The sequence below is a fragment of the Burkholderia sp. PAMC 28687 genome, assembly GCF_001577465.1.
Taxonomy (GTDB): Bacteria; Pseudomonadota; Gammaproteobacteria; order Burkholderiales; family Burkholderiaceae; genus Caballeronia.
This window is the reverse complement of record NZ_CP014505.1, coordinates 2288621-2314817: the sequence shown is the minus strand read 5'-3', so window position 1 is coordinate 2314817 and position 26197 is coordinate 2288621. Positions and strand designations below refer to the sequence as shown.

Below are 26197 nucleotides of genomic sequence, written 5' to 3'. Positions count from 1 at the left end.
CGCGGCGTAGTCGTTAATAAACACCTCGCATGGACACGTTGCACGGGCCGCCTAGAAACAGCACGAAGAAAAGCGGCTAACGTGCAAGTGTCGTATTGGATTTTATTTTCGGTTTGCCGTTTTCCAGCTGGAATCGCCGGTCCCGGCGCCCGCGTTATACTCTGCCCATGCCCTCAACCCCGTTGGAAAGCCGGCTTCAGTACGAATTTCGCAATGCGGAATTGCTGCGCCAGGCGATGACCCATCGCAGTCACAGTGCCACGCACAACGAACGACTCGAATTTCTCGGAGATTCCGTTCTAAATTGCGTGGTGGCTGCGCTTTTGTTCCAACGATTCGCAAAACTCGACGAAGGCGATCTTTCTCGCGTCCGCGCCAACCTGGTCAAGCAGCAGTCGCTTTATGAGATTGCGCAGGCGCTGAACGTCTCGGAAGCCTTGCGCCTGGGCGAAGGGGAGCTGCGCAGTGGCGGGTTTCGTCGGCCGTCCATCTTGGCTGACACACTGGAAGCCATTTTCGGCGCTGTCTTCCTTGACGGCGGTTTCGACGCGGCGCTGGAAGTCATCAAGCGCCTCTACACGCCAATTCTCGATCACATCGATCCACGCACCATCGGCAAGGACGCGAAGACGCTGCTGCAAGAGTATCTGCAGGGGCACAAGATCGCGTTGCCGACTTATACCGTTGTCGCAACGCACGGGGCCGCGCACAACCAGCAGTTCGAGGTGGAATGCACGGTGCCGAAGCTCGACGTGAAGGTGTCGGGTTCCGGCGCGAGCCGCCGTGCGGCCGAACAGGCTGCGGCGAAAAAGGCGCTGGACGAACTGGCGTCGGCCACGCCCGCGCTGACCGCCAAGCCCAAGCGCAAGGGTTCCCGTGCTGCCAAACTCGCGGAACAGGAAATTGTCCCCGGCGTAACGGGCGTTCAGGCTGCACTGGATCTGCGTGCTCCCGATCGGCGTGAACGCGCGCGGGCGAGCGCGGCCAACGGCAATGCCCATAACGATCCCGAACGTCCGGCGACGGCGCCGCTGGCGGTGATCCGTGCATCGCACGTGGAACCATCGGCGGAGAAGGTCGAGCGTTCGACGATTCATCGGGCGGAACGCGCGGAGAAAGGCGCACCCGAGGCGTCTACGGCGCGCAGCGAGAGCGCTGATAAACCGGTGGATAACGCTGTGCATAACCCGGTGGAGAAGGGCGCCGTCAAGGCGGCGAGCAAGCCGGTCGCGGAATCTGTGGTCATCGACAAATCCGCGCCCCCTGCACGGTTGCGCGACGAAGCGCCGGCGAAAGCCGAGGAAAGCGTCGAGGCGCACGCGGACGCGAGCGTCGACGAAACCGTCGCACGCTCGGCCGATGCCGGTCATTAAAGTGCGCTAACGTGCATCAAGGCTATTCCTCAAGCAAGCGCTGAGCGCTGGGCGCCGCCGCCGAAGCGGCCGCGCCACTGAACAAACGCAACGCCCGACGCCACGCGTCCCAACGAATCTGTAGCTGCAAACATCTATGAACGCTCCCACTCCCTCTGATTTCCGCTGCGGCATGGTCGCGATCGTCGGCCGGCCGAACGTCGGCAAGTCGACCTTGATGAACGCGCTCGTCGGGCAGAAAGTCAGCATCACATCGCGCAAGGCGCAGACCACGCGGCATCGGATCACCGGCATTCGTACGCTGGACGACGCACAGTACATCTTCGTCGATACCCCCGGCTTCCAGACCAAGCACAGCGGCGCACTGAACCGCTCGCTGAACCGTGCTGTAACTTCCACGCTGACAGCGGTCGATGCCATCCTGTTCGTGATCGAAGCTGGCCGTTTCGGGCCGGACGACCAAAAAGTGCTCGACCTGATCCCGAACGACACGCCGTGCCTTTTGATCGCAAACAAGCTGGACCACGTGAACGACAAGGAGACGCTGTTCCCGTTCATGCAGAAGATGAGCGCATTGCACGACTTCAAGGAAATCGTGCCGATGACCGCGAAGCATCCCGACGACATCACGCGTCTGATGGCGGTGGTGAAGCCGTATCTGCCGGAAGGAACGCCCATCTACGGCGAAGACGACCTGACGGACCGCAGCGAGCGTTTTCTCGCCGCTGAAATCCTGCGCGAGAAAGTGTTCCGCTGGACTGGCGACGAGTTGCCGTATACGAGCACGGTGATGATCGACAAATGGGAAACCGAAGGCCGCCTGCGCCGGATTTTCGCGACCATCCTGGTTGAACGCGATACCCACAAGGCGATGATCATCGGCCAGAAAGGGGCGAAGCTGAAGCAGATCAGCACTGAAGCGCGCCTCGACATGGAAAAGCTTTTCGATGGCCCCGTGTACCTTGAAACCTTCATCAAGGTGAAGAGCGGCTGGGCCGATAACGAAGCGGGATTGCGCGCCTATGGGTACGAATGACGCGTGGATGACCCAGTCTTCCAACGCCGACTCCGATCCGCTCGCCGACGATAACTTCAGTGTCGACGAGCCGCCGACGCCCGCGCCGAAAAAGCGCGGGACGCGCGCCGCTTCGACCAAAGCTTCCGCCAAATCCGCTGCACCGAAAGAACCCAGGCCGCCTCGCGCTGCGCCGCGTTCGGATTTCCGTATCGCGGAGCAGCCGTCGTTCGTACTGCACAGTTATCCGTATCGTGAAACAAGCCTGATCCTCGATGTATTTTCCCGCGATCACGGCCGCATTGCGCTCGTCGCCAAAGGCGCGAAGCGGCCGCATTCGGCGCTGCGCGGCGTACTGCAGACATTCCAGCCACTGGGTTTGTCGTGGACGGGGAAGGGCGAAGTACGCACCCTGACGCAGGCAGAATGGGTCGGCGGCATGTTGCCGCTCGCCGGCGACGCGTTGCTGTGCGGTTTCTACGTCAACGAATTGCTCGTCAAGTTCTGCGCACGCGAAGACGCGCATCCCGCGCTGTTCAATCATTACGTGCTGACGTTGTCGCGTCTCGCGCACGGCGAGCCGGCGCTGTACGCGTTGCGATCGTTCGAGCGCGTGTTGCTGCGCGAGACCGGTTACGCAATGGCGCTGAACAAGACCATCACGCGCCAGCCGGTTGTCGCCGGGCAGAAGTACGTGTTCGATCCCGAACGCGGCGTGCGTGAAGCATCGGACGATGTCCCGTCGCAATGGCCCGTGATCGCGGGGCAAACCCTTCTCGACATGGAGAAGGACGAATACAGCCGCCCGCAGACGGCCGCGCAAAGCAAAACACTGATGCGCTTTCTGCTGAACGTGTATCTTGGCGGCACGCCGCTCGCCACCCGTCAAATCCTGATCGACCTGCAAAACCTATGAGCTTCTTTCTTTCGTCGCCCGCGAATGTGATCGATCTGGGCGTCAACATCGATCACGTCGCAACGCTGCGCAACGCGCGCGGCACGCAGTACCCCGACCCGATCCGCGCCGCGCTGCAAGCTGAAGAAGCCGGCGCCGACGCCATCACGCTGCATTTGCGGGAAGATCGCCGTCACATTCTCGATGCCGATGTGCACGCGCTGCGTCCTCTGCTCAAAACGCGGATGAACCTCGAATGCGCGGTGACGCAGGAAATGCTCGACATCGCGTGCGGCGTGCGTCCGCATGACGTGTGTCTGGTGCCGGAAAAGCGCCAGGAACTGACGACCGAAGGCGGCCTCGACGTCGCCGGCCAGTTCAACGCCGTCAAAGCCGCGTGCGAGCAGTTGAAGCAGGCGGGCGCGCGGGTTTCGCTTTTCATCGATGCCGATGAAACCCAGATTCGCGCCGCGCATGAAGCGGGCGCGCCGGTTATCGAATTGCATACGGGCTGCTACGCCGAAGCACACGACGAAACCACGCAGCAAAAGGAATTCGAGCGCGTGGCGCGAAGCGTCGATTTCGGCAATTCGCTCGGCCTGAAGGTGAACGCGGGACACGGTCTGCACTACACGAACGTGCAGCCGATCGCAGCGCTTGAGGGCATCGTGGAGCTGAACATCGGGCATGCGATCGTCGCGCACGCGATCTTCGCCGGCTGGGATAACGCCGTGCGCGAGATGAAGGCGATCATGGTGGCGTCGCGTCTTGCCGCCACATCGTCGCGATAAACCATGGCGATCTACGGAATCGGTACGGACCTGGTTCAGGTAAGCCGCATTGCCGGCGTGATGGAGCGCACGAAAGGGCGCTTCGCCGAGAAGGTGCTCGGCGCGGACGAACTGCGCGTCTATCACGCACGCAAGGCGCGCTCCGAAGTACGCGGCCTGGCGTTCCTCGCAACGCGTTTCTCGGCGAAGGAAGCGTTTTCGAAGGCGATCGGCCTCGGCATGCACTGGCCCATGACCTGGCGCGCGGTCCAGACGCTCAACGAGCCGAGCGGCAAGCCGAAGGTGGTGGCATCGGGCGAACTCGCCGAGTGGCTCGAGGCGCGTGGCATCACGGCGCAAGTCACCATCACCGATGAACGCGACTACGCGGTGTCGTTCGTGATCGCAGAAACGAATGTGCAAGACTACTAACCCCTGACTTTTCCGCATCCAATTTGAACTCGTTAAAACGCACTCCCGGTCCGGTCATGCTCGACGTGGCCGGCACCACGCTCTCCGACGCCGACATTCGCCGTATCGACCATCCGATGACCGGCGGCATCATCCTCTTCACGCGGCATTTCCAGGATCGGGCGCAGCTCGTTGCACTGACCGACGCGATTCGCGCGCTGCGTGACGATATCCTGATCGCCGTGGATCACGAAGGTGGCCGCGTGCAGCGTTTCCGTACCGATGGCTTCACGGTCCTGCCCGCGCCGGGCAAGCTCGGCGCGCTGTGGGATCGCGACGTGTTGCTCGCCACCAAGACCGCAACCGCCTTTGGCTACGTGCTCGCGGCGGAGCTGCGGGCGTGCGGTATCGACATGAGTTTCACGCCCGTGCTCGATCTCGACTACGGGCATTCGAAGGTGATCGGCGATCGCGCGTTGCACAGCGACCCGCGCGTGGTGACCCTGCTCGCGAAGAGCCTGAACCACGGCTTGGCGCTCGCGGGCATGGCCAATTGCGGCAAGCATTTTCCGGGGCACGGGTTTGCATCGGCGGATTCGCATGTCGCCATGCCGGTGGACGACCGCTCGCTCGAAGACATCCTCGCCGCCGATATCAAGCCGTACGACTGGCTGGGGATGTCGCTGGCGTCGGTGATTCCGGCGCACGTGATCTACCCGCAAGTCGATGAAAAACCTGCCGGCTTCTCGCGCGTCTGGCTGCAGGACATCTTGCGGGGCAAGCTGGGTTTCAATGGCGCGATCTTCAGCGACGATCTGTCGATGGAAGCCGCCCGCGCCGGCGGCACGCTGACCGAAGCCGCAACAGCGGCGCTGACCGCTGGCTGTGACATGGTGCTGATCTGCAACCAGCCGGAAGAGGCTGAGAAGGTCCTCGACAGGCTGACGTTTCAGCAGACGAAGGCGTCGCTGACGCGGTTAAAGCGCATGCGTCCCAGAGGGCACGCGTGGCGCTGGAACAAGCTGATGTCGCAGGTGGAATATCAGCAGGCGCTGGCGCTGGTCAAGAGCGCGCTGGGCTGAATGCAAAAAGCCGGAGGTTTCTTCGAAAGAAACCTCCGGCTTTTTTTCAAACTCAAACGCATTTACTCCAGCTTCATGCGCTGCAGCTTGTTGTAGAGCGTCTTCGGGCTGATGCCAAGCAGCGTCGCCGCCCGATGCCGCGTGCCGCCAACCGCTTCGAGCGTCGCGCGAATCAGCATGTCTTCCACGTCGGCGAGTGCCGTGCCGACCGTCACCTGGACGCTGGTGCCGTTCAGCCCACGTCCGCCTGCGCTCGTATGTTCATCGGCGCGAAGGGTTTCGATCACGTCGCCGGACGCGTGGTACGCACGACGAACCCGGTCGCGCAACTCACGCACGTTGCCCGGCCATTCGGCTGCAAGGCACTCGCGGATGAAATCCGGGCTCACACGTTTGGGCGCGCCGCTCGTGATGCCGCTCACATGATTCTCGCGATTCAGCTCATAGACGAAATGCTCGGCGAGCAGCGCAATGTCATCGCCGCGATCGCGCAGCGGTGGCAACGCAATCGACGATGCATTCAGGCGCTGGAACAGATCCTCGCGCAATTTGCCCTCGGCAACGGCGTCTTTGGGCGGCACTCTTGTCGATGCCAGCAGCCGGAAATCCGTCACGATCTTGTTGCTGCCGCCCACGCGCATGAACGTCTGCGAGTCGAGTGCGCGCAGCAGGGCTTCTTGCTGGGCGATCGGCAATGCATCGATCTGATCGAGGAACAACGTGCCGCCACCGGCCTGTTCGAGCAAGCCTGGCTCGCGGTTCTCCGCGCCGGCGAATGCGCCGCGCTCGTGACCGAACATCAGGCTTTCCATCGAACGCGCGTTGCTGTCCGTGGCTGCCGCGCAATCGAACGAAACAAATGGACCTTTGCGGCGCCGGCTCATCTCATGCAGGGTACGTGCGGCGACCTTCTTGCCCGTGCCGGCTTCCCCGCAGATCAGTACGGCGGCTTCAGTCGGCGCGGTATGTTCGATCAGGTCGTAGACATGCTGGATCGCGGCGCTGCGCCCCAGCATGCTGCCGAAATGGCCGAGTTCGCGCAGCGTGCTGCGCAACGCGCCGACTTCCTCGGTCAGTTCGTATGGGCGTGGGATGCGTGCGAGCAAACTGCGCAGGCGCGGAATGTTCACCGGCTTCAGCAGGTAATCCCAGATGCCCTGCCGCAGGCCCTCAATCGCGCTTTCCACAGTCGCGTTCCCGGTCATCACGATAACCGGCAGGGCGCCGCCTGGCGGCTGCGCAGGAAGGTTGTGCAGCAGGTCGAGACCGCTGCCATCCGGCAAGTTCAGGTCGACGAGCACGACGTCCGGAATAAAGCGCGTCAGGGCGGAACGCGCCTCGGCGAGCGTGGTTGCGGTATCGACGGAAAAACCGTCGGCCGCAAGAATGGCGGACAGGCCAGAAAGGCTGTTCGGATCGTCTTCGACAATCAAAGCGTGTGGCATGGCGGACACGGCGTAATAAGTGGGTCTGAATGGCGTTCCGGGCCGGCCGCCATCTGGCGACGCTCGGCGGCGAACGCGTCGGTACCGGGCAATGAAGACGCCGGCCCGCCGTGTGGCTGACATCATGTCAGCTCATCATTGCGTTCCAGTTATCGCTGTTCATCGCCGGGTCTTCGTCCTGCGCTTGCTCAATACTGATTTCTGCGCTGGCACGGCTTGCATCCGGTCGAACGACATGGAGCAAGCCGGACCGGAAGGCGCTTACTGCGGCTTCACATGCAAGTCGTTCTTGACGGACTGCACACCTTCCACGCCACGAGCAACCGAAACCGCCTTTTGAATCTGGCTCGGAGAATCCACGAAGCCCGACAACAGCACTTCGCTCCGATACGTCTTGACGCTCACTGACAAGGACTTCAGGCCCGGGTCTTCCAGCAAGGCCGTCTTCACTTTGGTAGTGATGGCAGAGTCTGTGGTGTATTCGCCAGCCGACTCATGTGTGGGCGTCGACGAACAACCGGCAGTGATGGCGATTGCGGGAACGGCACAAACAGCGGCAATTACGAGGCGTGCAAAAGCGGTTTTTGTAGTCGTCATTTTTTCTTGTGATGAAAGTTGAAAGATTCCGCGCGTTCATTGCGCAGTCACGACTACTGGAGCAGGTTTCGTGCCATCGGCTTGAAGTAGACGAATCAGGTAGTTAGCTGCGAGCCTTGCACCGAATGACACGTTTCAATCGTAATTTCGAAGTATGAACCGGTAAAGTTTGCCTGAATTGGCAATAATGTTCAGCAAAAAGAAAAAGCGCCCCGAAGGGCGCTTTTCGTGACTTCCGAAGCGACGCTGGCTTTAAGCGCGGCTGCGGTATTCGTTCGTGCGGGTATCGATTTCGATCTTGTCGCCGATGTTGCAGAAGAGCGGCACTTGCAGTTCGAAGCCCGTTGCGAGCTTGGCCGTCTTCAGGACCTTGCCCGACGACGTATCGCCCTTTACTGCGGGTTCTGTGTAGATGATCTCGCGAACCAGCGAGGTCGGCAGCTCTACCGAGATGGCTTTCTCGTTGTAAAACACCACTTCGCACGGCATGCCGTCTGCAAGGTAGTTAAGGGCGTCGCCCATCATGTCGGCTTCGACTTCGAACTGGTTGTAGTCAGCGTCCATGAACACGTACATAGGGTCGGCGAAGTACGAGTACGTCACTTCCTTGCGATCGAGCTGGACGACGTCGAATTTGTCGTCCGCCTTGTACACCGATTCCATGTTGCCGCTAGCCAGCAGGTTGCGGAACTTCATCTTCACGACCGCGGAGTTGCGGCCGGATTTGTTGTATTCGGCCTTCAACACGACCATGGCATCGCTGCCGATCATCACGACGTTGCCGACGCGGAGTTCTTGTGCGGTCTTCATAATTAAAAAACTGTCCTGTACGAAAATGTGAGCCTGTTCGCTGCGGTGATGGCGGCTGACTCGAAATTGGATGTGTTGCAGCTACCCTGCCTGTTCCGTCCCACGCCATGCCGCGCGCCTGGGTGCTCGCCTGGGTGCTTGCTTGAATGCTGCACCCGTCCACCGTGGAATCCGCCCAAAAACGTACGCGTTGAGTCTCGTCGCGTCTGTTCCGGACTGCAAGCCGTTGGATAACCGCTTATTTTAACTGAGATTTCGCGAAATCCGCCAGATTTCCAGCCAGATCGCCAATACTCGCAAGTTCCAGGGCCCAATCGGCCGCGCGCTGCTCCAGATGCTTTCGATACCGCCAGAAACCGGACCAATCCGGCGCGCCTACGCCGTTCCAGGCATGCCAGAACCGCTCCAGCGCAGCCCGCGCGGGCTCCGGCAAGCTGTTTGCGTAGTGGGCGAGGGCGGCGTCGAGCTTGGGCAGATGGGCGTCGTCTGCTTGCGGATAGATTTGCCACACGAACGGTTTTTGCGCCCATTGCGCTCGAACGAACGAATCTTCGCCGCGCACGAAATTGATATCGGCGGCCCAGAGCAAGGCGTCGAAAAGCGGCTGTTCCACAAAACCCAGCGCGTAGGCCTTCAACGAACCGCTTTCAGCCTTCGATCCCGCCGCAAACCCCGATAGCCCAAAAAAGCGTGCAATAGCACCTGAAATGCGTCCTTCGGGCACCAGCAATGCAATGGGCGTGGGTGAATCGCGCCATTGTTCGAGCAATGTGTCGATGGCCGGATTCTCGTACGCGAACAGGGAGATCACCGTTGTCTCGGACGAAGGCGCCGTGATGCCGACCCGTTCCTGCCACCACGCGTCGCGCTGGAACGCTTCGCGTTGCGCGTCTAACGTCCGTTCCTTCAGGACGCCGCCTGTGCCCGCACCGAGGCCCGGGAAGAAGAAGGTCTTGTTGATCGCATGGCGCGGATGCGGCGACGGCCGCAGGTGGAAATCCGCGACCCAGTCCTCGGCGCTCAGATATTCCAGGTTGAACCACACGGGTTTGCGATCGCGGCGCGCCATCGCGGTGACGTAGATGGCGGGCAGCTCGCAGCCGAACGCTTCGATCACGACATCGGCGATCTGCAGCGTGTCGCCGGCGTGTGTCGGCGCGTGCCAGTGCTCGATCACGACGCCCCCGGCCTCCTGGCGCGCGAGCGTCGCATCGACGGCGGGGCAGAGCGCGTGGAAAGCCTTGAGGTCATCGACGAAAAGGCGCACTTGCCAGCCGTGCTCCGCCTTGAGCTGGCGCGCGAGGCGCCAGCAGACGCCGATGTCGCCAAAGTTGTCGATGACTTCGCAAAAAATATCGCACGCGATTTCGGCATCTGCATGACCGGCCACCGCCGGGGAATTTTCCATTGAAGCAGGCATAAGTGCTGAAGCGGCGACGAACCGCTTGATCGATGGTGAACGAGAGCCCGAGTGTGGTTTGCACTAAACTGGCATTTTTGAAGATGACGATTCGCGCGCTCCGGCCTCAAAGCCGCCAGGCGGCTTCAATATGACCTCAACGCGAACTCCGCACGACACCCTGCATGACCGAACCCGACGTTTTCGACCCTAAAAAGAACCTGGCCCAGTTGCCGCACCTGCCGGGCGTGTACCGCTACTACGACGAGAACGGCAACGTGCTGTACGTCGGGAAAGCGCGCGACCTGAAAAAGCGCGTATCGAGCTATTTTACGAAGACGCTGCTTTCGCCGCGCATCGCGATGATGGTCACGCGCATTCGCAAGATAGAAACGACCGTCACGCGATCAGAAGCCGAAGCGCTGTTGCTTGAGAATAATCTGATCAAGGCGCTCACGCCGCGATACAACATCCTGTTTCGCGACGACAAGTCTTATCCGTATCTCAAGCTGACTGGCCACAAGTTTCCGCGCATGGCGTATTACCGCGGCAGCGTCGACAAGAAGAACCAGTATTTCGGTCCGTTCCCGAGCGCGTGGGCCGTACGCGAGAGTATCCAGATTTTGCAGCGCGTTTTCCAGTTGCGCACGTGCGAGGATTCCGTCTTCACCAACCGCACGCGACCGTGCCTGCTGCATCAGATTGGACGATGCACGGGACCGTGCGTCGGTTTGATCGATGAAGAAGACTACGCGCGCGATGTGTCGAATGCATCGCGTTTCCTGCTCGGACGGCAGGGCGAAGTGATGAAGGAACTCGAGCAGAAGATGCATGCGTTCGCGGCCGACCTCAAGTTCGAGCAGGCCGCCGCCGTGCGCAACCAGATGAGTTCCTTGTCCACCGTGCTGCATCAGCAGGCTATAGAAGTGGGCGGCGACAACGACGTCGATATCCTTGCGGTCGTCGCGCTCGGCGGCAAGGTCTGCGTGAACCTCGCGATGGTGCGCGGCGGCCGGCATCTCGGCGACAAGGCCTACTTCCCGACGCATGTCGAAGCCGCGCTGGCGATTGAAGATGCAATGCCAGAGGAACTGGCCGATGACTACACTGCGGAAGACATCGGCGATATCGTTATCGAGCAAGTCGAAGCAAACGCCAATGAAATCGCGTTGCCGGCGGGCACGCTTGCGTCGATCGAGCAGGACTTCGAGGCGCACGCCACGACCGGCGAAATGCAGGAGGAGATCGCCGAAACCGGCGCGGTGGAAGAATCCGAACTTGCCACTGAATCGCAGCGTCAGGGCGCGCTCGAGGCTGAAGTGCTGGAGGCGTTTATCGCGCAGCATTACATCGGCAATCGTGTTCCGCCGGTGCTGGTTGTCAGTCACGCGCCGGCGAATCGCGAACTCGTCGATCTGCTGATCGAACAGGCCGGCCACAAGGTTACGCTGTTGCGCCAGCCGCAGGGACAAAAGCGCGTGTGGTTGTCCATGGCCGAGTCCAACGCGAAGCTCGCCCTCGCGCGTCTGCTCTCCGAGCAGGGCTCGCAACAGGCCCGCACGCGATCGCTCGCGGACACGTTGAGTCTGGAAATGGATGACCTCGCGCAATTGCGCATCGAATGTTTCGATATCAGCCACACGATGGGCGAAGCGACGCAGGCATCGTGCGTGGTCTATCACCATCACAAGATGCAAACGGCGGAATACCGGCGCTACAACATCACCGGCATCACGCCCGGCGACGATTACGCCGCGATGCGCCAGGTCCTGACCCGGCGCTACGAGAAGATGGTCGCGCAAGCCGCGGCGCGTGCGGCGGAAGAGCCGGTGGTCCCGGACCCGTCTGAAGCACCGCAATCGGATGAGCCGGACGTTGCCGAATCCACGCCTTCGGGCGGGCGTTTGCCGAACATCGTGTTGATCGATGGCGGCAAGGGACAGGTCGAGATCGCGCGGCAAGTGTTCGCCGAACTGGGGCTCGACCACGGCATGCTGGTTGGCGTCGCGAAAGGAGAAGGGCGTAAGGTGGGCCTCGAAACGCTGATTTTCGCCGATACCCGCACGCCGCTCGAACTCGGCAAGGAAAGTGCGGCGCTGATGCTGGTCGCACAGATCCGCGATGAAGCGCACCGCTTTGCGATCACCGGCATGCGCGCGAAACGCGCGAAGACGCGTCAGACGTCGCGGCTCGAGGAGCTCGAGGGCATTGGCGCAAAACGGCGTCAGCGGCTGCTGTCGCGTTTTGGCGGATTGCGCGGCGTGCAGGCGGCGAGCGTGGAGGATCTTGCGAGTGTGGAAGGGATCTCGCAGGCGCTGGCCGAGCAGATCTACCGGCAGTTGCATTGAGCGCAACGTCCGGCCGTCCGGCCCGTCGGCTTGTGACATATAAGTCGACGCGGCACAATGGCACCTCTCAATAAGAGTCACGCCCATGCCGTTCAATTTCCCGATCTTCCTGACGTGGCTGCGAATCGTGCTGATTCCGCTCGTCGTGGGCGTCTTCTATTTGCCGGACGTGATGATGAGCCCGGACCATCGCAACCTGGTTGGCATGGTCATCTTCGTGCTCGCCGCGCTGACCGACTGGTTCGATGGCTATCTGGCGCGCAAGCTCAACCAGACATCGGCGTTCGGCGCGTTTCTCGACCCCGTCGCCGACAAGCTCATGGTCACGGCCGCGCTGCTGATCCTCGTGCAACTGATGCGGCTGAATGCGGTGATTGCGCTGGTGATCGTGGGGCGTGAGATCACCATTTCCGCATTGCGTGAATGGATGGCGCAGATCGGGGCGTCGAAGAGCGTTGCCGTGAATTCGCTGGGCAAGTTCAAGACCGTTTGCCAGATGGTCGCGATACCCATGCTGCTCTTCTATGGGCCGCTGAAGATATCGGGTACGCCTATCGTTATCGATACACGCATGTGGGGTCTCTGGCTGATCTACGTTGCTGCATTCCTCACCGTATGGTCGATGCTCTATTACATGAAGCTCGCCTGGCCGCAAATACGCGAGCGCGGCGGCATGCTTTAACCTGTGTACGAGATGGTTGATTGCAGTTAAAAGTGATGGGGCGCATACAAAGCTCTTGACACCAAAGTTGGGGTTCTCCATAATCTCGTTTCTGTCGGATGCACGCGAAACAAGACATCGCGCCGCAGCGTCTGATGAAGTACAAAAGCAGTAAATTGGCAGAAGAAGTCGGCAAGATGCGGGAGTAGCTCAGCTGGTAGAGCGCAACCTTGCCAAGGTTGAGGTCGCGAGTTCGAGCCTCGTCTCCCGCTCCAGATTCAGAGGTCGTTGGCAATGGTAAGTCGACGACTGGCAGTAGATTGCAAGGCAAGATGCGGGAGTAGCTCAGCTGGTAGAGCGCAACCTTGCCAAGGTTGAGGTCGCGAGTTCGAGCCTCGTCTCCCGCTCCATTGAAAGGGGAAGCAAAGCTTCCCTTTTTGTTTGGTGGCCCGGATCAATGTACTGCTTGGATGGGTTTGCCAGGCACGGTACGTTTCATGTAGCTCCCGCTTCTGGCGCGATAGCAAAGCGGTTATGCAGCGGCCTGCAAAGCCGTTTAGGCCGGTTCGACTCCGGCTCGCGCCTCCAGGATTCAAAAGAAAAAAGCCCTGACTTGGTCGGGGCTTTTTCTTTTGGCGTTTGCTATACATGGCTCATTCGGCATCGAAACTTATTCAGGTGAATCCATGACCGACCTCAATCCGGAATTCAAATGGCAGTGGGCTGCGTTCAGTGAGCTTGGCGCACGCGATGTCTACACCATGCTCGCTGCCCGCAGCGAGGTGTTCGTGATCGAGCAGCAGTGCTTGTATGCCGATATGGACGGTCAGGATCCCGATGCATGGCATCTGCTTGTCCATAGCCAGAAGGCCAACCCTGAACTGGCCGGTTACCTGCGCGTTCAGCCGCCGGATGAACCCGGCGTCGCGGCGAATGCCGACGTGCGCATCGGCCGTGTCCTCACGCGGGCGCCGTTTCGCGGTATCGGACTCGGTCAGGCGATGCTCGAACGCACGCTTACGCATATCGAAGCGCAATGGCCCGGGCATGCAACCCGTCTGCACGCGCAAGCTCATCTGCAGCGCTTCTACGGAAGCTCCGGCTTCGAGCCCATCTCGGATATCCATCTCGACGACGACATCCCGCATATCTGGATGCGTCGTGTAATGCCAAAACGCTAGGATGTCGAATCGATCACGCGGCGTACATCGGTCGTGATGTTTTCGATGGGATCCGTCTCGGTCGCGAGCAAACGCGCGTGGCCGTGGGTATCGAAGATATAGACGGCCGAGCTGTGCGTCACGTCGTACGCGCCCGACGGATCACGCTTTTCCATCTGGTAAGCCACGCGATACCGCTTCGCAAGCCCTTCGATTGCCCCGTCCGTGCCCGTCAGGCCGATCGCATGTTCCGCGTCGAACGCACGCACGTACTCGTGCAGCGCGGCGGCGGTATCACGGGCCGGATCGACGGTGATGAACGCAATACGCGTGTTCCTGGCGTCGGGGCCGAGTTGCTGCAGGACCTGCATCAGCCGCGCCATGGTCTCCGGACAAACGTCCGGGCAGTGCGTGTAGCCGAAATAAACCAGCGTCGTTTTCCCAGCGAACGACTGCCCGGTGGCGGGTTTGCCCGTATCGTCGGTGAGATTGAAGTCGAGGTCGGGGAGATGGCCGGTGACATCGGCGAGCTTCCAGGGCGCCGCGTCGTGATGCGAGCACGCGGTGAGGGATGCGCTGAAAACCAGCGCGGCAAGCAGGGCGGACACGCGGCCTGCGCGATGAAACCGGAACCAGGAAAGCATTTTGCGACTCGGACAAAGTGGAACATCAAGGCGGCAGATCAGCCACGTACGGCCGATGTACGAACAACGCAGGACAACCCGCGTTTGATTCGTCACAAGATGTTTCGTGACGCCATGCGGGGCCGACTTTATCTCAAAATAGAGGCCTTCGCCGCGAGACTGTGATTCCACGTACGCTTTCGTGGCGATTTGCCGCACATTACGGGATCGTGGCGCGCGGGTTTATCGAAGCAATTGCAAGATTCGAGTGCACGGTATCGGGTGTTCGTTCGTTATGCAGTGCATCCATGCCGCTTTCTCCCAAGGGCGTTCCCGTTTGGGCGTACCGAACAGGCCGACAAGCGCTTTAACATGCGCACACTTTCCCGGCCGTTCCCGGCTAAAAAGGCAGATATCGATGCAAAACCTTCCTGAAAAACTTCCACTCGCCGAGACTGCTTTTTTCTTCGATTTCGACGGCACGCTCGTCGAACTGGCTTCCACGCCTGACGGTGTCGTCGTGTCGCCGGCAGTGGCGCCGATCCTGACCGCGCTGCGCCGCGCGACCAACGGCGCGGTGGCGATCGTGTCGGGGCGCGGTATCGACAGCATCGACTCGTTTTTGAAGATGCCTGATATCCCCGTCGCCGGTCTTCATGGCGCGGAGCGCCGGGACTCGAATGCGGATGTGCATCGCGTGGGTTTCAACGACGAACGCCTGATGCGCATGGAACACGTGCTCGAAGGCGTGATGAAGGCGAATCCCGGCATGCTGCTGGAGATCAAGGGCGCGGCGCTCGCGCTGCATTATCGCAACGCGCCGGAGCGCGGCCCGGCGGCGCGCGAGGCGACGGAACGACTCGTCGCGCAATACGCCGACGCCTACGTTCTGCAGCCCGGCAAGATGGTCTACGAGATCAAGCCGAAGGACGTAGATAAAGGCCGCGCGGTGCGCGCTTTCCTCGATGAACCGCCGTTCACGGGACGCCGGCCGGTGTTTATCGGCGACGACCTGACGGATGAGAAGGGCTTTGCGGTCGTGAACGAGCGCGACGGTCTGTCGATCAAGGTCGGCGCCGGCGATACGCTCGCGCATGCGCGCGTCGATTCGGTCAGTGCCTTGATTGATTGGCTGCAAGACTTAGCCGGTATTCAGGGCTTGCGCTCGTGAGTCGCCTGATCATTGTTTCGAACCGCGTTGCGCCGATCTCGGAAGGCGGACCGGCGGCGGGCGGGCTTGCCGTCGGCGTCTACGACGCGTTGAAGGAAACCGGTGGCATGTGGTTCGGCTGGAGCGGCGACGTGGTGGCTGAACCACCCGAAGGCATCAAGCTGGAGGAGCGCGGGCGCGTGACGTTTGCGACCATCGGACTGGCGCAGCGCGATTACGACCAGTACTACCGCGGGTTTTCGAACGCGACGCTGTGGCCGGCGTTTCATTACCGGCCGGATCTGATCCAGTTCGATCGCGATGAATTCGACGGCTATTGCCGCGTGAACCGGTGGCTTGCGAAGCAACTCGCGCCGCTGCTGAGACCCGACGACGTCATCTGGGTCCACGACTATCACCTGATTCCGTTTGCGCAGGCTTTGCGCGACGAGGGCGTGACTAACCGCATCGGTTTTTTCCTGCACATCCCGTTTCCGGCAGCGCAGGTGTTGCTGAGCGTGCCGCGTCATCGTGTGCTGGCCGAAGCATTGTGTTCCTACGACCTTCTCGGTTTCCAGACCGCGCCGGATCTGCGCGCGTTTTGCGATTACATCGAAACGGAGGCGAACGGCACGGTCACGCGCATCGCGGGCGAGCCGAACGCGGTGAGCGCGTTCGGCAAGACGCTGCGGGCGGGTGCTTACCCGATAGGCGTATATCCCGATGAGATCGCCTCGCTCGCCAAGGACGGCGAAAGCGGGCGCGAAGTGCAGACGGTGAAGACCACGCTGCGTGACCGCAAGCTGATCATGAGCGTGGACCGGCTGGATTATTCGAAGGGTCTCGTCGAGCGGTTTCGTGCGTTCGAGAAATTGCTGGAACGCGAGCCCGCGCAGCGCAACAACGTGTCGTTCGTACAGATCGCACCGCCTACACGTGCCGACATGGACACGTACAAGGACATCCGCCTGCAGCTCGAAGCGGAATCGGGGCGCATCAACGGCCGGTACGCCGAACTGGACTGGACGCCGATCCGGTATATCCATCGGCAATATGAGCGGCCTGTGCTCGCCGCGCTGTTTCACGCTTCGCACGTCGGTTTTGTCACGCCTTTGCGCGACGGCATGAATCTGGTGGCGAAGGAGTACGTGGCGGCGCAGGACCCGGACGATCCCGGCGTGCTGGTGTTGTCGCAGTTTGCCGGCGCGGCGCAGGAATTGAACGGCGCCCTCATTGTGAATCCACTCGATATCGCCGGCATGGCCGACGCGCTTGCCGCAGCGCTCGCCATGCCGCTGGCCGAACGCAAGGCTCGTCACGCCGAGATGTTCACGCAGCTCCGCGAGAACAACGTCTCCGTCTGGCGCGACAACTTCATGCGCGACCTGCAGGCTTGAGGTGCAAAAAAGCCGCTTCGGTATTGGCACCGAAGCGGCTTTTCAACTGGCTGAGCGGCTGATTACGTCTGTTCGGCCTTCGCCGCAATCTGCTGCGACGGCATGGTGGTCGGCGGCAACTTCCCATGCTGCTTGGACAACAATTCCCGATACAAACCCGGACGATCCCGCAATTGCTGCGGCGAACCGTCATCGATCACCTTGCCCGCGCTCATCACGATAATCCGGTCGAAGCCCTGCAGCGTCGACAAACGGTGCGCAATCGCGATCACCGTGCGGCCGACCATCAGCCGGTCGAGCGCCTGCTGGATCGCTTCTTCCGATGAGCTGTCGAGCGCGGACGTGGCTTCATCGAGCAGAAGAATGGGTGCGTTCTTCAAGATCGCGCGCGCGATGGCGATCCGTTGGCGCTGGCCGCCCGACAACTTCACGCCACGATCGCCAACGATGGTATCGAACCCTTCAGGCATCGCTTCGATGAAATCGGTACAGCGCGCTTCACGAGCAGCCGCAAGCACTTCCTCGCGCGTTGCATCGGGCCGCCCATATGCCAGGTTTTCGTACACGGTGCGGTGGAACAGCGAAATATCCTGCGGTACGAGCGCAATCGACATGCGCAGACTGTCCTGGGTGATCAGTGAGATATCTTGTCCGTCGACCTTGATTGCGCCGCCTTGCGCTTCGTAGAAGCGCTGCAGCAGGGCGAGCACCGTCGATTTACCCGCCCCCGACTTGCCGATCAGCCCGACGCGCTGACCCGGCTCGATATGAAGATTGAATTTATCGAGGATAGGACGGCGGCGCGGATATGCGAACGTCACTTCCTCAAAGTCGACACGTCCACCTTGCGGCACGAGTTCAGCCGCGTCCGACCGGTCGGGCATGCCGTGCGGCTCGAGCAGCGTCTGAACTGCTTCGGAAAGGCGCGCGACGTGCTGCGTCACGTCCACCAGCGCCACGGCCAGGTCTCGCGTGCCGTGAAGAATGGTGAAGCCGAGCGAGCTGACCAGCACGATGTCACCGGACGTCGCCTGGCCTTTCGACCACAGCCACAATGCCCAGCCAAGCAGTCCGGCGGACAGGATCGCCGTCACGACCGCGTGGAAAAGGCGCAACTTCTCCAGGTACAGCAAGCTTTGCTGGCGCGCGACCATTTCGGCCTTGACCGTCGAACCGAAGCGCTTTTGTTCGCGAAACGTCATGCCGAACGCACGCACGAGCGCCATGTTGCCGATGACGTCCACGAGTTCGCCGTCGACCGACGCCGCTTTCGATGCAAACGTGTGATGCCGGGCCGAGCCGCGCCCGGCCAGCCGATACAGCACGAACGCGAGAATCGCGGACGCGAGCATCAGGCCGCCGGCCATCAGCGGATTTACGGCGATGATCATGAAAATCGCACCGATCACCGCAATGCACGGCGGCAACACGTTCCACGCCATGGTGTTCTCGGCGGTATAGATCGCGTTCGATGTCGCCGTGATACGGCTCGCGAGCATGCCGGGCTGTTTCTCGGAGAAATAGGTGGGGGAGTGACCGCTCAGGTAGGAGAACAGATCGCGCCTCAAGTCGCCCGTGACAATGACGAATGCGTGCGCGCCGACCCAGCCGCCGACCCGCCACAGAAGGTTGTCGGCGGCGATCAGGCCGACCAGGATCATGAAGGCCGCCCAGAGCGGGCCGGGATGACCGCGGCCCTGGCCGAGCACATCGATCAGATGCTTGATCGCGTACTGCGAGGCGAGCGCGCAGCCTACAGCGGCCAGCACGCTGACCAGTACGATGGTGTGAGCGACAGGGTGCCGGCGGATGTAACGAAACAGGAACGCGAGCGGGCGATGCGCATAGCTCGCTAGCTTGGCGTTGTGTACGTTACGCTGAGAAACGGTGAGTTGGTCCAATTGGTCGTTTTAGGTCGAGTAGAGCGGTTGAGCGCGGTGCCTTGCCGTGGTCACAAGCAAGGCGCGTCGGGCAGTCCTCCGGGCGTCCAAAGCAGCAATCCAGACAAACGCCGGGCAGCGACGATTATTGAATTGTAGCCAGTGTAACGAGCCAAATCCCCTCGCGTAGTCCTTTCCGTGGCACTTATCCATCAGATCTGACGCAAATTCAGCGAAAGCGGTGTGCCTTGACGGATTTCGATGCCTGCCAATGAGCCGCCCCGCACCCTGGATCGCCACGCAGATGACTTGCCGCCGTTCGCCATACATCGGGCGAATAGCTGCTGCTTCAGCCAGTTACTTCCTGCAACTTCCTGCGGAGGGTAAGAGCACGTTGCGGTCCCGCTGTGGGCGAAAACGCTTGAAGATCAATGGAAAGACACCACGGCGAGTTGCGCTAGCGTCACGAGTTGGCGTGCCGCACCGATTGGTTGTGCAACTTTTTTTCTGTAAAAGCGTTCAGGCGATTCCATCGAGAAGCGGAGATCAGGCGTTCATGTTGAGATAGATTTTTCCGCTCATCCACTCTTCGTCGCACTCGGCCAGCAAGGCAGAGACAAGACGAAGGCAGGATGGGGCGTTCGGGAAGATCGAGGCGACGCGGGTGCGACGCTTGAGCTCGCGATTGATCCGTTCGAGGCCATTGGTGGTGCGCAGGCGGATCCGATGGGCATGCGGCAGCTCGAAGATGGCAAACCCTTCAGGCAGATTGTCTTCGGCCCAGGTAGCGAGCGCAGGCGCTTCGACGGCCCAGAGTTCGACCGCCTGCTTCAGCAGACGTTGGGCTTCGGCGCGATCCGGGGCATTGAAGATGGTCCGGATACGGAGCGCCACGGGTTTGCGCTGATCGAGACGAGCAACGTAAGCATGCGCATTCTGCTGCAGATGGAACTGGCAGCGTTGCCAGGGCACGCTTGGCAGCGTCGCGCGACGGGCAGCCTTAAGACCGGCATGATCGTCGGAGACGATGAGCTTGACGCCCTTGAGGCCGCGGCGAACCAGGCTGTCGAGGAAGGCTCGCCAGTGAACTTCAGCTTCGGACAGGGCAACCGACACGCCCAGGACCCGACGATGACCGCCTGCCGTGATGCCGACGGCGACGAGCACGGCGCAATCGACGAGGTGACCCGCTTCACGAATACGCTCATAGCGGGCATCGAGAAAGACGTAAGGCGTTTCATCAAGGGGACGCTCACGCCAGATTGCAAGACCCGCGTCGAGCTGTTCGGCAGCCCGGCTGACCTGAGTCGAGGAGATCGACACCTCCGGCCCCAGCAGCTTGACCAGGACGTCGGTGACCTTGCGGGTGGAGACGCCCTGGACGTACATTTCGGCCAGCGCGAGATTGACCGCCTGCTCGGTGCGAGTTCCTTTTTCGAGCGCGCTGGGGTAGAAGCCGCTGCCGCGCACCTGGGGAACATTGAAGGTCAGTTCGCCGACGCGTGTCATGACGGTTTTGGGTTTGAAGCCGTTCGCATAATCGATTCGTTCCGCGGTTCGTTCATGAGACTGGGCATTGAGATACTGCGCCCGCTCGATCTTGCTTGCTTCGTTGACCAGGATGCGCAGGGCTTCGCCCGCGCCGTCCAGGCCGTTGAGCAGAAGCGCTGCAAAAGCGTCTTCAAGGGGATGATGTTCTACGCGTTGCGCCATGCTGTCGACTCCTTCGTCAGAGTGAGTAAGAATGCTCCGAAGGAATCGCCTGCGACTATGACGCTGCGAGCGTTTTGCCGCGCGGCTATGCCGTCCTCCGCTCTTCGGGCGCTACGCGCCCTCATCACGGCGGCCGTCACAGCCACGCAACACCAGCAGCTACGAATTTACAGAAACAATGTTGCACTAACCACCGATTCGCTTTCGGAAGTTTTGCCATCGAGTACTGCGGCGTGTTCGTACAATGTAGAACAGCCTTGGAAAACAAGGGTTTGCAAAGTGTATCGACGCTGTAACAACATAAATAAGTTGAAATGTCGACTTGAAAGCTTTGCAAAAACCGCGATACTCCGTTCGGGTTTGCCCTAGGATTTTTTGACAGGTAGTTGTAGGTTCCGGTCAACGGCCCCGCAGGTCGTGCGTTTATCGCTAGGTGCGCCAGTTTTACGAGATGGACCCGATCTTGCTTTTTTGGGTCATCCTCCGAAACAGACGTCCGAAGCAACAAGGCTGGAGGGCTCAAGCCCGAAACACCCAAGCAACAGCGAAGCATCGCGATTTTTTCTCGTGCTTTCGGCCATTCCGCTGGAGAACCAGCATCGCGCCGAGCCCGGGTGGGCGATTCGCTTGATTAACATGACCGATGCCAAGCGCATCAATTTGCCTGACATTATTAGGAGTTTTTGACATGCGAATCGCTCAAATCGCGCCTCTCCACGAAGCCGTCCCCCCGAAGTTCTATGGCGGCACGGAGCGCGTGGTGTCCTATCTGACCGAAGCCCTCGTTGAAGCCGGTCACGACGTCACGCTGTTCGCGAGCGGTGATTCGCAAACGTCGGCAAAGCTCGAAGCGTTCTGGCCGCAGGCGCTGCGCCTCGACCCGACCATCCGCGACACGATGGCGCCGCACATGCTGCTGCTGGAAGAAGTGCGCCGCCGTGCCGATGAATTCGATGTGCTGCATTTTCACATCGACTATTACCCGTTCTCGCTGTTCTCGCGCCAGCCGGTGCCTTTCCTGACGACCATGCACGGCCGTCTCGACCTGCCGGAACTGCAGCCGATCTTCAGTACGTTCAATGAAGCGCCGGTCGTCTCGATCTCGGACAACCAGCGCCAGCCGTTGCCGCAAGCCAACTGGCTCTCGACGGTGTATCACGGGCTGCCGGAAAACCTGCTGACGCCGGTCCCCAACGTGCAGCCGGGTTATCTCGCGTTCCTCGGCCGTATCTCGCCGGAAAAGCGCGTTGACCGGGCGATCCGCATTGCCGGCGCAGCGGGCATGAAGATCAAGATTGCTGCAAAAATCGATAACGCCGACCGTGCTTATTACGAAGAGCAGATCAAGCCGCTGTTCGCGCTGCCGCACGTCGAATACATCGGTGAAATCAACGAGCAGCAAAAGACCGAATTTCTCGGCAACGCCCACGCGCTGCTGTTTCCGATCGACTGGCCGGAGCCGTTTGGCCTGGTGATGATCGAAGCCATGGCGTGCGGTACGCCGGTGATTGCGTTCAACCGCGGGTCGGTGCCGGAAGTGATCGAAAACGGCGTATCGGGTTTTGTGGTGGAAGACGAACTCAGCGCGATCGCCGCCGTGAAGCGTCTCCATACGCTGCCGCGCGCCAAGGTGCGTCAGGCGTTTGAAACGCGTTTCTCGTCGAAAGTGATGGCCGCGCGTTACGTCCAGACGTACGAAGAGTTGTTGCGCTCGAAGCGCCGCACCGTACTGCGCGAAGTCAACGCCAGCTAAAACGCGCTTTTACGCGTCACCCAACAACGCCCCGTGCGCCGTCAGGCGCATGGGGCGTTGTTGTTTTGACACACTGCAAGGCCAAGCTGGGAGGGTTATCGGCGGCTTGGAGGGGCAAGCCTCATGGTGGCTTCGACATTCTCCATATAATGTGCTGAATTCGCCAAAAAGAGACGCAATTGGCGGATCTGGATAGTTGAACGTGGAGTTCCAGCAAGGATCAAATTGCGCGCTGGCAGAACAAATGAAACGTGCGGACGAGGACAGTCGTGAACAGGAGCGAAGTTTTGGTGAGAACGAAGCAGAGTAGCGCGAGGGGGGCACCCGCCGTGACTATCGCCGGCGCCGGCACCGTGTTCGCGCTGCGGGCGATCGGGCTCGTTCTCGTCGCGCGCTGGATGTTCTCAATGTCGCAGATGGGCTATTTCTCATCCATGCGTGCGATGACTTCATCGCCCTGGGCCTGCATCAACCTCGTGTTGTTATTTCTGTTGCTTTTTCTCCCGGGCGCCCGCGCGCGTGCTGAACGGCCGCTGCATCCGTTGCCGCAGTGGTTGCGGCAGGCGTTGCGTTTTCTTGCGCTGCTGAGTTTCGTATTTGCGGTCTGGTCGGTCGGCTTTTTTACGTGGACTGCCGGCTGGAAGAACGCTGTCCACGCCCTCGCGGAGACCAACGGCTGGCTGCTCGTCGCGCCCGCGCTTTATGCCGTGGTGCTGTGGATTTGCCGCCCGCGCGCGCTCTGGCGTTCGAACTTCGCGGCGCGGCGCTTTGCAATTGGCCGGTACGCTATTTCCATCGATAACGCCACCCGCACCGCGGTGGTCTGGGCGGAAAGCCGCAAGCTCGGTCAGTACGATGCGCGGGAGTTATCGGTGAAGTGGCCCGAGAGTTTCAGGACATCCGAGACCGTGGCCGCCGCGGCTCCGGCCAAGCGCGGTTTGTTTGGACGCAGAGCCCGCGCCAAGATGGAATTGCTGTGGAATTCGCCCGCAGCAGCCGGACATAATCGCAAGACCGTGTTCCGCACATCGCTCGGCAGCGAAGGTGACCGGAAAGCGGCGCGGGCGCTCGAAGCGTCGCTGGGTCAGTTGGGTCAAAGCCTCGGCTAGCGAGCTTGACGTGAGCTCTCTGGCCGTACCTACTGGGAGGGGACCGCATGCTCGCTCGCTGGTGTCTCGCAGCCATTCATTTGCTGGCGTTTGGATTCGCGCTCGCGGCGGTCTTCGGCCGGGCAAGAGCGTTACGCCAGCTCGATCCCGCTAATTCAACCGGCGCCAATTCCACGCGCCTCAAACAGGTTTTCCGCGCCGATAACATCTGGGGCATCACTGCGCTCATCCTGCTGGTGACGGGCGCCGTGCGCGCGTTCGGCGGTTTCGAAAAAGGCAGTGCTTATTATTTGCACGAGCCGCTTTTCCACCTGAAGATGACGGCGCTCGTACTGATCCTTCTGATTGAAATCTCGCCAATGATCGCATTGATCAAATGGCGCTTGGCCGTCGGCCGTGGCACGCCAATCGATCTTGGGAAGGCACGCAGGTTCGCCGCGATAAGCGACGCCGAGGGTGGCTTGATCATCGTGATGGTGATCGCGGCAACGGGAATGGCGCGAGGGATTTGGGCGGGGTAGGTTGCGTACGCGCCATATCCGATGTGCCTGAAGCTAAGCTATCGCGCGGACGATGAGTTTTATCCCGTTTCGGCAGATTCTTTGCGACACAAAGTCACGTGTTTTGCCGTTCTATCGCCTGAAGAAGCCGATACACTTGCAGGCTGTGTGTAGTCCGGCTGTCATGCTTGGCTCGATCGCCGACTACATCGACCTTTCGATCGAAAAGCCCTGACTCTTGGCCTGGAAGATTCAGCCCATGGTAGCCATGCGTCGAAATATGACCGCGCTGAGGTCGGCAGCGTGATGCGGTGAGATCATCTGGAATTCTCGGCGTCTGCCAGAACCGAGCGAACCGCCTCTGACAATCAGGACACCGTATCAAAAAAAACCCGCCGTACGCTGCGGTTGTCCAGCAGGCGCGCATAGCCGATTTCTCCGAGTATGCATACCACTTCTTGCAACACCCCCGTCCTCTCGCGCATGCCACTGGACGAGATTGAAACATTGTATGACCAGGCCGCCGAAGCGCGCCGAAGCGGTGATATCGTCAAGGCGCAAGCTGCCGTCGATAGAATCCTCGAGCAGGATTCAGGGCGTGCCGGCGCCCTTTATTTGCGCGGGCTGCTGGCGCGCGATTCCGACCAGTTAGAAGCAGCGCAAAGGTGGATCGAGCGCGCGTTGGAAATCAATCCTCATCCGGATTTCTACACCACGCTGTGTGACATTCAACTCGACTCGAGGGCTTACGCCAGTGCGCTGCAAACAGCCAAGCAAGGTCTCGCTCTCCAATCCGACTCGATCGAGATGCGCTTCTGCGAAGCGGGAGCACTGTTCCTGCAAGGGTTTGTCGACGACGCGGCCATCAGCTATCGCAAGCTGCTCGCGCTCGAACCGGACAACGTGCAGGTGCTCGCCAACCTTGCCCTTGTTTCAGCGGATCTGGACGCCTTGGAGGACGCCGAGCGGCTTTTCCGGCGGGCCATCGAGCTGGCACCGGATTTTCTCAGTGCGCGCGGTCATCTTGCAACGGTCCTGTTGGCAACCGGACGTTACGACGAAGGGTGGCGCCATTACGAAGATCGCTGGGCTAATTTCGTCCAGGCGGATGGAAGCCTGTCGACAGACGCACGCCCGCGAGTTTCACTCCCGCAATGGCGGGGTGAACGTCCGGAGCTGGGCTTTCACGCAGAATATTCCCCCGAACGCGGAGTACGTCTGCTGGTCGTTCCGGAGCAAGGTAACGGCGATAGTCTGCAGTTTGTCCGCTACCTGCCTTTGGCGCTGGAGCGCTTTTCGCAGGTCGGCTTCATTTGCCCTCCCGCCTTGCGCCGCGTGTTTGTAGAGTCGCTCTGTCCGCGCTGGCCGGGCCTTGTCATGCTTGACTATGGACTTCCCGACCTCGACCACTGGGACTTGTACTGCCCCATGATGTCGTTGCCCATGGCGTTCGGCACCTGTCTCGACAACATCCCGGCCGCGATACCTTATCTCTTTGCCGATCCCGCACGCGCGGCTTCATGGAGTGCCAGGCTCGCTGCGTTACCTGAGCCCGGATTGCCGCGCGTCGGTGTGGTCTGGGCAGGCGGCCATTCGGGCATGATCGAAGATAAATGGCGCAGCTTGGCACCTGCCCAATTCGCGCCGCTGCTCGCAATGCCCGGCATCCGCTGGGTCAGCCTGCAAAAATCCGATAACCCTTCGAAGCGCGCAGACGTCGCCAGCAAGGCGAGGCTGATCGACTGGATGGATGACATCACAGACTTTGCGGACACCGCTGCCTTGATCGAGAATCTCGACCTGGTGATTGCCGTCGATACGTCGGTGGCGCATCTGGCCGCAGCGATGGGCAAGCCGGTATGGCTGCTCAACCGTTTTGCCGGTTGCTGGCGCTGGTTGCGTAATCGGGATGACAGCCCGTGGTATCCCACCGTGCGTCTGTTCAACCAGCGGCAGAAGGGCGACTGGGACGAGGTGCTGACGCAGATCGCTACGGCCTTGCAACAGCAACTTGCGCTCGATAATGGCCTCTTACATGCTCCGGGGAGCGGACGTCTTCAAGTCGGCAAGGAACCAGTCAGTATTCAACTCGATTTGAATATGTGA

Annotated in this window: 22 protein-coding genes and 3 tRNA genes; 18 read left to right on the top strand and 7 right to left on the bottom strand. The window is 60.8% G+C overall.

Annotation, left to right across the window (positions count from 1 at the left end):
• Positions 1-167 precede the first annotated feature (167 nt).
• The 6 genes from rnc to nagZ all read left to right on the top strand — a co-directional run bounded on the left by rnc (position 168) and on the right by nagZ (position 5546).
• Complete coding sequence (gene rnc, locus AX768_RS10740) at positions 168-1373, top strand: ribonuclease III (protein WP_061999942.1); 1206 nt, start codon at positions 168-170, stop codon at positions 1371-1373.
• A gap of 136 nt (positions 1374-1509) precedes the next feature.
• Positions 1510-2409, top strand: coding sequence for a GTPase Era (era, locus tag AX768_RS10735; RefSeq protein WP_061999941.1), 900 nt, complete (start codon positions 1510-1512; stop codon positions 2407-2409).
• On the top strand, positions 2396-3304 hold the full coding sequence (gene recO, locus AX768_RS10730; RefSeq protein ID WP_061999940.1) for a DNA repair protein RecO: 909 nt from the start codon (positions 2396-2398) through the stop codon (positions 3302-3304). The genes era and recO overlap by 14 nt, the downstream gene beginning before the upstream one ends.
• Positions 3301-4074, top strand: coding sequence for a pyridoxine 5'-phosphate synthase (gene pdxJ / locus AX768_RS10725; RefSeq protein WP_061999939.1), 774 nt, complete (start codon positions 3301-3303; stop codon positions 4072-4074). Before recO ends, pdxJ begins: the two co-directional genes overlap by 4 nt.
• Before the next feature lie 3 nt (positions 4075-4077).
• Positions 4078-4485, top strand: a complete 408-nt coding sequence (gene acpS / locus AX768_RS10720; RefSeq protein WP_061999938.1) for a holo-ACP synthase — start codon at positions 4078-4080, stop codon at positions 4483-4485.
• 56 nt (positions 4486-4541) lie between these two features.
• A complete protein-coding gene (gene nagZ, locus AX768_RS10715) occupies positions 4542-5546 on the top strand; it encodes a beta-N-acetylhexosaminidase (RefSeq protein ID WP_061999937.1) in 1005 nt (334 codons plus the stop codon).
• Positions 5547-5608: 62 nt separating this feature from the next.
• On the opposite strand, the gene AX768_RS10710 is transcribed toward nagZ, so the two are convergent.
• From AX768_RS10710 to earP, 4 genes are all read right to left on the bottom strand, one after another.
• Positions 5609-6991: a sigma-54-dependent transcriptional regulator gene (locus tag AX768_RS10710; RefSeq protein WP_061999936.1), complete on the bottom strand. Its 1383-nt coding sequence runs from the start codon at positions 6989-6991 to the stop codon at positions 5609-5611.
• A gap of 261 nt (positions 6992-7252) precedes the next feature.
• Complete coding sequence (locus AX768_RS10705; RefSeq protein ID WP_061999935.1) at positions 7253-7588, bottom strand: BON domain-containing protein; 336 nt, start codon at positions 7586-7588, stop codon at positions 7253-7255.
• Between the two features lie 252 nt (positions 7589-7840).
• Entirely contained in the window at positions 7841-8398 is a 558-nt protein-coding gene (gene efp, locus AX768_RS10700; protein WP_061999934.1) for an elongation factor P, read from the bottom strand.
• 238 nt (positions 8399-8636) lie between these two features.
• Positions 8637-9806: an elongation factor P maturation arginine rhamnosyltransferase EarP gene (earP, locus tag AX768_RS10695; protein WP_061999933.1), complete on the bottom strand. Its 1170-nt coding sequence runs from the start codon at positions 9804-9806 to the stop codon at positions 8637-8639.
• Positions 9807-9982: 176 nt separating this feature from the next.
• On the opposite strand from earP, the gene uvrC reads away from it, so the two are divergent.
• The 6 genes from uvrC to AX768_RS10665 all read left to right on the top strand — a co-directional run bounded on the left by uvrC (position 9983) and on the right by AX768_RS10665 (position 13987).
• Entirely contained in the window at positions 9983-12145 is a 2163-nt protein-coding gene (gene uvrC / locus AX768_RS10690; protein WP_061999932.1) for an excinuclease ABC subunit UvrC, read from the top strand.
• A gap of 85 nt (positions 12146-12230) precedes the next feature.
• A complete protein-coding gene (gene pgsA, locus AX768_RS10685; protein WP_061999931.1) occupies positions 12231-12827 on the top strand; it encodes a CDP-diacylglycerol--glycerol-3-phosphate 3-phosphatidyltransferase in 597 nt (198 codons plus the stop codon).
• Between the two features lie 178 nt (positions 12828-13005).
• Positions 13006-13081: transfer RNA gene (locus AX768_RS10680), tRNA-Gly, on the top strand.
• A gap of 59 nt (positions 13082-13140) precedes the next feature.
• Positions 13141-13216, top strand: a tRNA-Gly gene (locus AX768_RS10675).
• Between the two features lie 104 nt (positions 13217-13320).
• Positions 13321-13394: transfer RNA gene (locus tag AX768_RS10670), tRNA-Cys, on the top strand.
• 98 nt (positions 13395-13492) lie between these two features.
• On the top strand, positions 13493-13987 hold the full coding sequence (locus AX768_RS10665; RefSeq protein ID WP_061999930.1) for a GNAT family N-acetyltransferase: 495 nt from the start codon (positions 13493-13495) through the stop codon (positions 13985-13987).
• Here the strand turns inward: AX768_RS10665 and AX768_RS10660 are convergent.
• A complete protein-coding gene (locus AX768_RS10660; RefSeq protein ID WP_062000931.1) occupies positions 13984-14610 on the bottom strand; it encodes an SCO family protein in 627 nt (208 codons plus the stop codon). The two genes, AX768_RS10665 and AX768_RS10660, sit on opposite strands and share 4 nt — an antisense overlap.
• Before the next feature lie 397 nt (positions 14611-15007).
• On the opposite strand from AX768_RS10660, the gene otsB reads away from it, so the two are divergent.
• Both otsB and otsA read left to right on the top strand, forming a co-directional pair.
• A complete protein-coding gene (gene otsB, locus AX768_RS10655) occupies positions 15008-15760 on the top strand; it encodes a trehalose-phosphatase (protein ID WP_061999929.1) in 753 nt (250 codons plus the stop codon).
• Positions 15757-17136 (top strand): alpha,alpha-trehalose-phosphate synthase (UDP-forming), encoded by a 1380-nt coding sequence (otsA, locus tag AX768_RS10650; RefSeq protein ID WP_061999928.1) that lies wholly within the window; start codon positions 15757-15759, stop codon positions 17134-17136. The genes otsB and otsA overlap by 4 nt, the downstream gene beginning before the upstream one ends.
• Positions 17137-17198: 62 nt before the next feature.
• On the opposite strand, the gene AX768_RS10645 is transcribed toward otsA, so the two are convergent.
• Together AX768_RS10645 and AX768_RS10640 are read right to left on the bottom strand one after the other, a co-directional pair.
• Positions 17199-19037, bottom strand: coding sequence for an ABC transporter ATP-binding protein (locus tag AX768_RS10645; protein ID WP_061999927.1), 1839 nt, complete (start codon positions 19035-19037; stop codon positions 17199-17201).
• Between the two features lie 525 nt (positions 19038-19562).
• Complete coding sequence (locus AX768_RS10640) at positions 19563-20729, bottom strand: IS256 family transposase (protein ID WP_061999926.1); 1167 nt, start codon at positions 20727-20729, stop codon at positions 19563-19565.
• A 688-nt stretch (positions 20730-21417) separates the two neighbouring features.
• On the opposite strand from AX768_RS10640, the gene AX768_RS10630 reads away from it, so the two are divergent.
• The 4 genes from AX768_RS10630 to AX768_RS10615 all read left to right on the top strand — a co-directional run bounded on the left by AX768_RS10630 (position 21418) and on the right by AX768_RS10615 (position 26197).
• Positions 21418-22482 carry a glycosyltransferase family 4 protein gene (locus AX768_RS10630; RefSeq protein WP_061999924.1) on the top strand — a complete coding sequence of 355 codons (1065 nt, stop codon included), beginning with the start codon at positions 21418-21420 and terminating at the stop codon, positions 22480-22482.
• 287 nt (positions 22483-22769) lie between these two features.
• Positions 22770-23591 (top strand): hypothetical protein, encoded by an 822-nt coding sequence (locus tag AX768_RS10625; RefSeq protein WP_062000930.1) that lies wholly within the window; start codon positions 22770-22772, stop codon positions 23589-23591.
• 47 nt (positions 23592-23638) lie between these two features.
• Positions 23639-24112 (top strand): DUF2214 family protein, encoded by a 474-nt coding sequence (locus AX768_RS10620; RefSeq protein ID WP_061999923.1) that lies wholly within the window; start codon positions 23639-23641, stop codon positions 24110-24112.
• A 462-nt stretch (positions 24113-24574) separates the two neighbouring features.
• A complete protein-coding gene (locus AX768_RS10615) occupies positions 24575-26197 on the top strand; it encodes a tetratricopeptide repeat protein (protein WP_082778802.1) in 1623 nt (540 codons plus the stop codon).

What these genes read in the sequence shown, in the direction of transcription:
- AX768_RS10640 (WP_061999926.1), bottom strand. Translation starts at nt 20,729, where the DNA reads ATGGCGCAACGCGTAGAACATCATCCCCTTGAAGACGCTTTTGCAGCG.
- uvrC (WP_061999932.1), top strand. Translation starts at nt 9,983, where the DNA reads ATGACCGAACCCGACGTTTTCGACCCTAAAAAGAACCTGGCCCAGTTG.
- earP (WP_061999933.1), bottom strand. Translation starts at nt 9,806, where the DNA reads ATGGAAAATTCCCCGGCGGTGGCCGGTCATGCAGATGCCGAAATCGCG.
- pgsA (WP_061999931.1), top strand. Translation starts at nt 12,231, where the DNA reads ATGCCGTTCAATTTCCCGATCTTCCTGACGTGGCTGCGAATCGTGCTG.
- recO (WP_061999940.1), top strand. Translation starts at nt 2,396, where the DNA reads ATGGGTACGAATGACGCGTGGATGACCCAGTCTTCCAACGCCGACTCC.
- AX768_RS10705 (WP_061999935.1), bottom strand. Translation starts at nt 7,588, where the DNA reads ATGACGACTACAAAAACCGCTTTTGCACGCCTCGTAATTGCCGCTGTT.
- AX768_RS10620 (WP_061999923.1), top strand. Translation starts at nt 23,639, where the DNA reads ATGCTCGCTCGCTGGTGTCTCGCAGCCATTCATTTGCTGGCGTTTGGA.
- acpS (WP_061999938.1), top strand. Translation starts at nt 4,078, where the DNA reads ATGGCGATCTACGGAATCGGTACGGACCTGGTTCAGGTAAGCCGCATT.
- pdxJ (WP_061999939.1), top strand. Translation starts at nt 3,301, where the DNA reads ATGAGCTTCTTTCTTTCGTCGCCCGCGAATGTGATCGATCTGGGCGTC.
- AX768_RS10665 (WP_061999930.1), top strand. Translation starts at nt 13,493, where the DNA reads ATGACCGACCTCAATCCGGAATTCAAATGGCAGTGGGCTGCGTTCAGT.
- otsB (WP_061999929.1), top strand. Translation starts at nt 15,008, where the DNA reads ATGCAAAACCTTCCTGAAAAACTTCCACTCGCCGAGACTGCTTTTTTC.
- AX768_RS10615 (WP_082778802.1), top strand. Translation starts at nt 24,575, where the DNA reads ATGCCACTGGACGAGATTGAAACATTGTATGACCAGGCCGCCGAAGCG.
- AX768_RS10710 (WP_061999936.1), bottom strand. Translation starts at nt 6,991, where the DNA reads ATGCCACACGCTTTGATTGTCGAAGACGATCCGAACAGCCTTTCTGGC.
- efp (WP_061999934.1), bottom strand. Translation starts at nt 8,398, where the DNA reads ATGAAGACCGCACAAGAACTCCGCGTCGGCAACGTCGTGATGATCGGC.
- AX768_RS10630 (WP_061999924.1), top strand. Translation starts at nt 21,418, where the DNA reads ATGCGAATCGCTCAAATCGCGCCTCTCCACGAAGCCGTCCCCCCGAAG.
- rnc (WP_061999942.1), top strand. Translation starts at nt 168, where the DNA reads ATGCCCTCAACCCCGTTGGAAAGCCGGCTTCAGTACGAATTTCGCAAT.
- nagZ (WP_061999937.1), top strand. Translation starts at nt 4,542, where the DNA reads ATGCTCGACGTGGCCGGCACCACGCTCTCCGACGCCGACATTCGCCGT.
- AX768_RS10660 (WP_062000931.1), bottom strand. Translation starts at nt 14,610, where the DNA reads ATGCTTTCCTGGTTCCGGTTTCATCGCGCAGGCCGCGTGTCCGCCCTG.
- era (WP_061999941.1), top strand. Translation starts at nt 1,510, where the DNA reads ATGAACGCTCCCACTCCCTCTGATTTCCGCTGCGGCATGGTCGCGATC.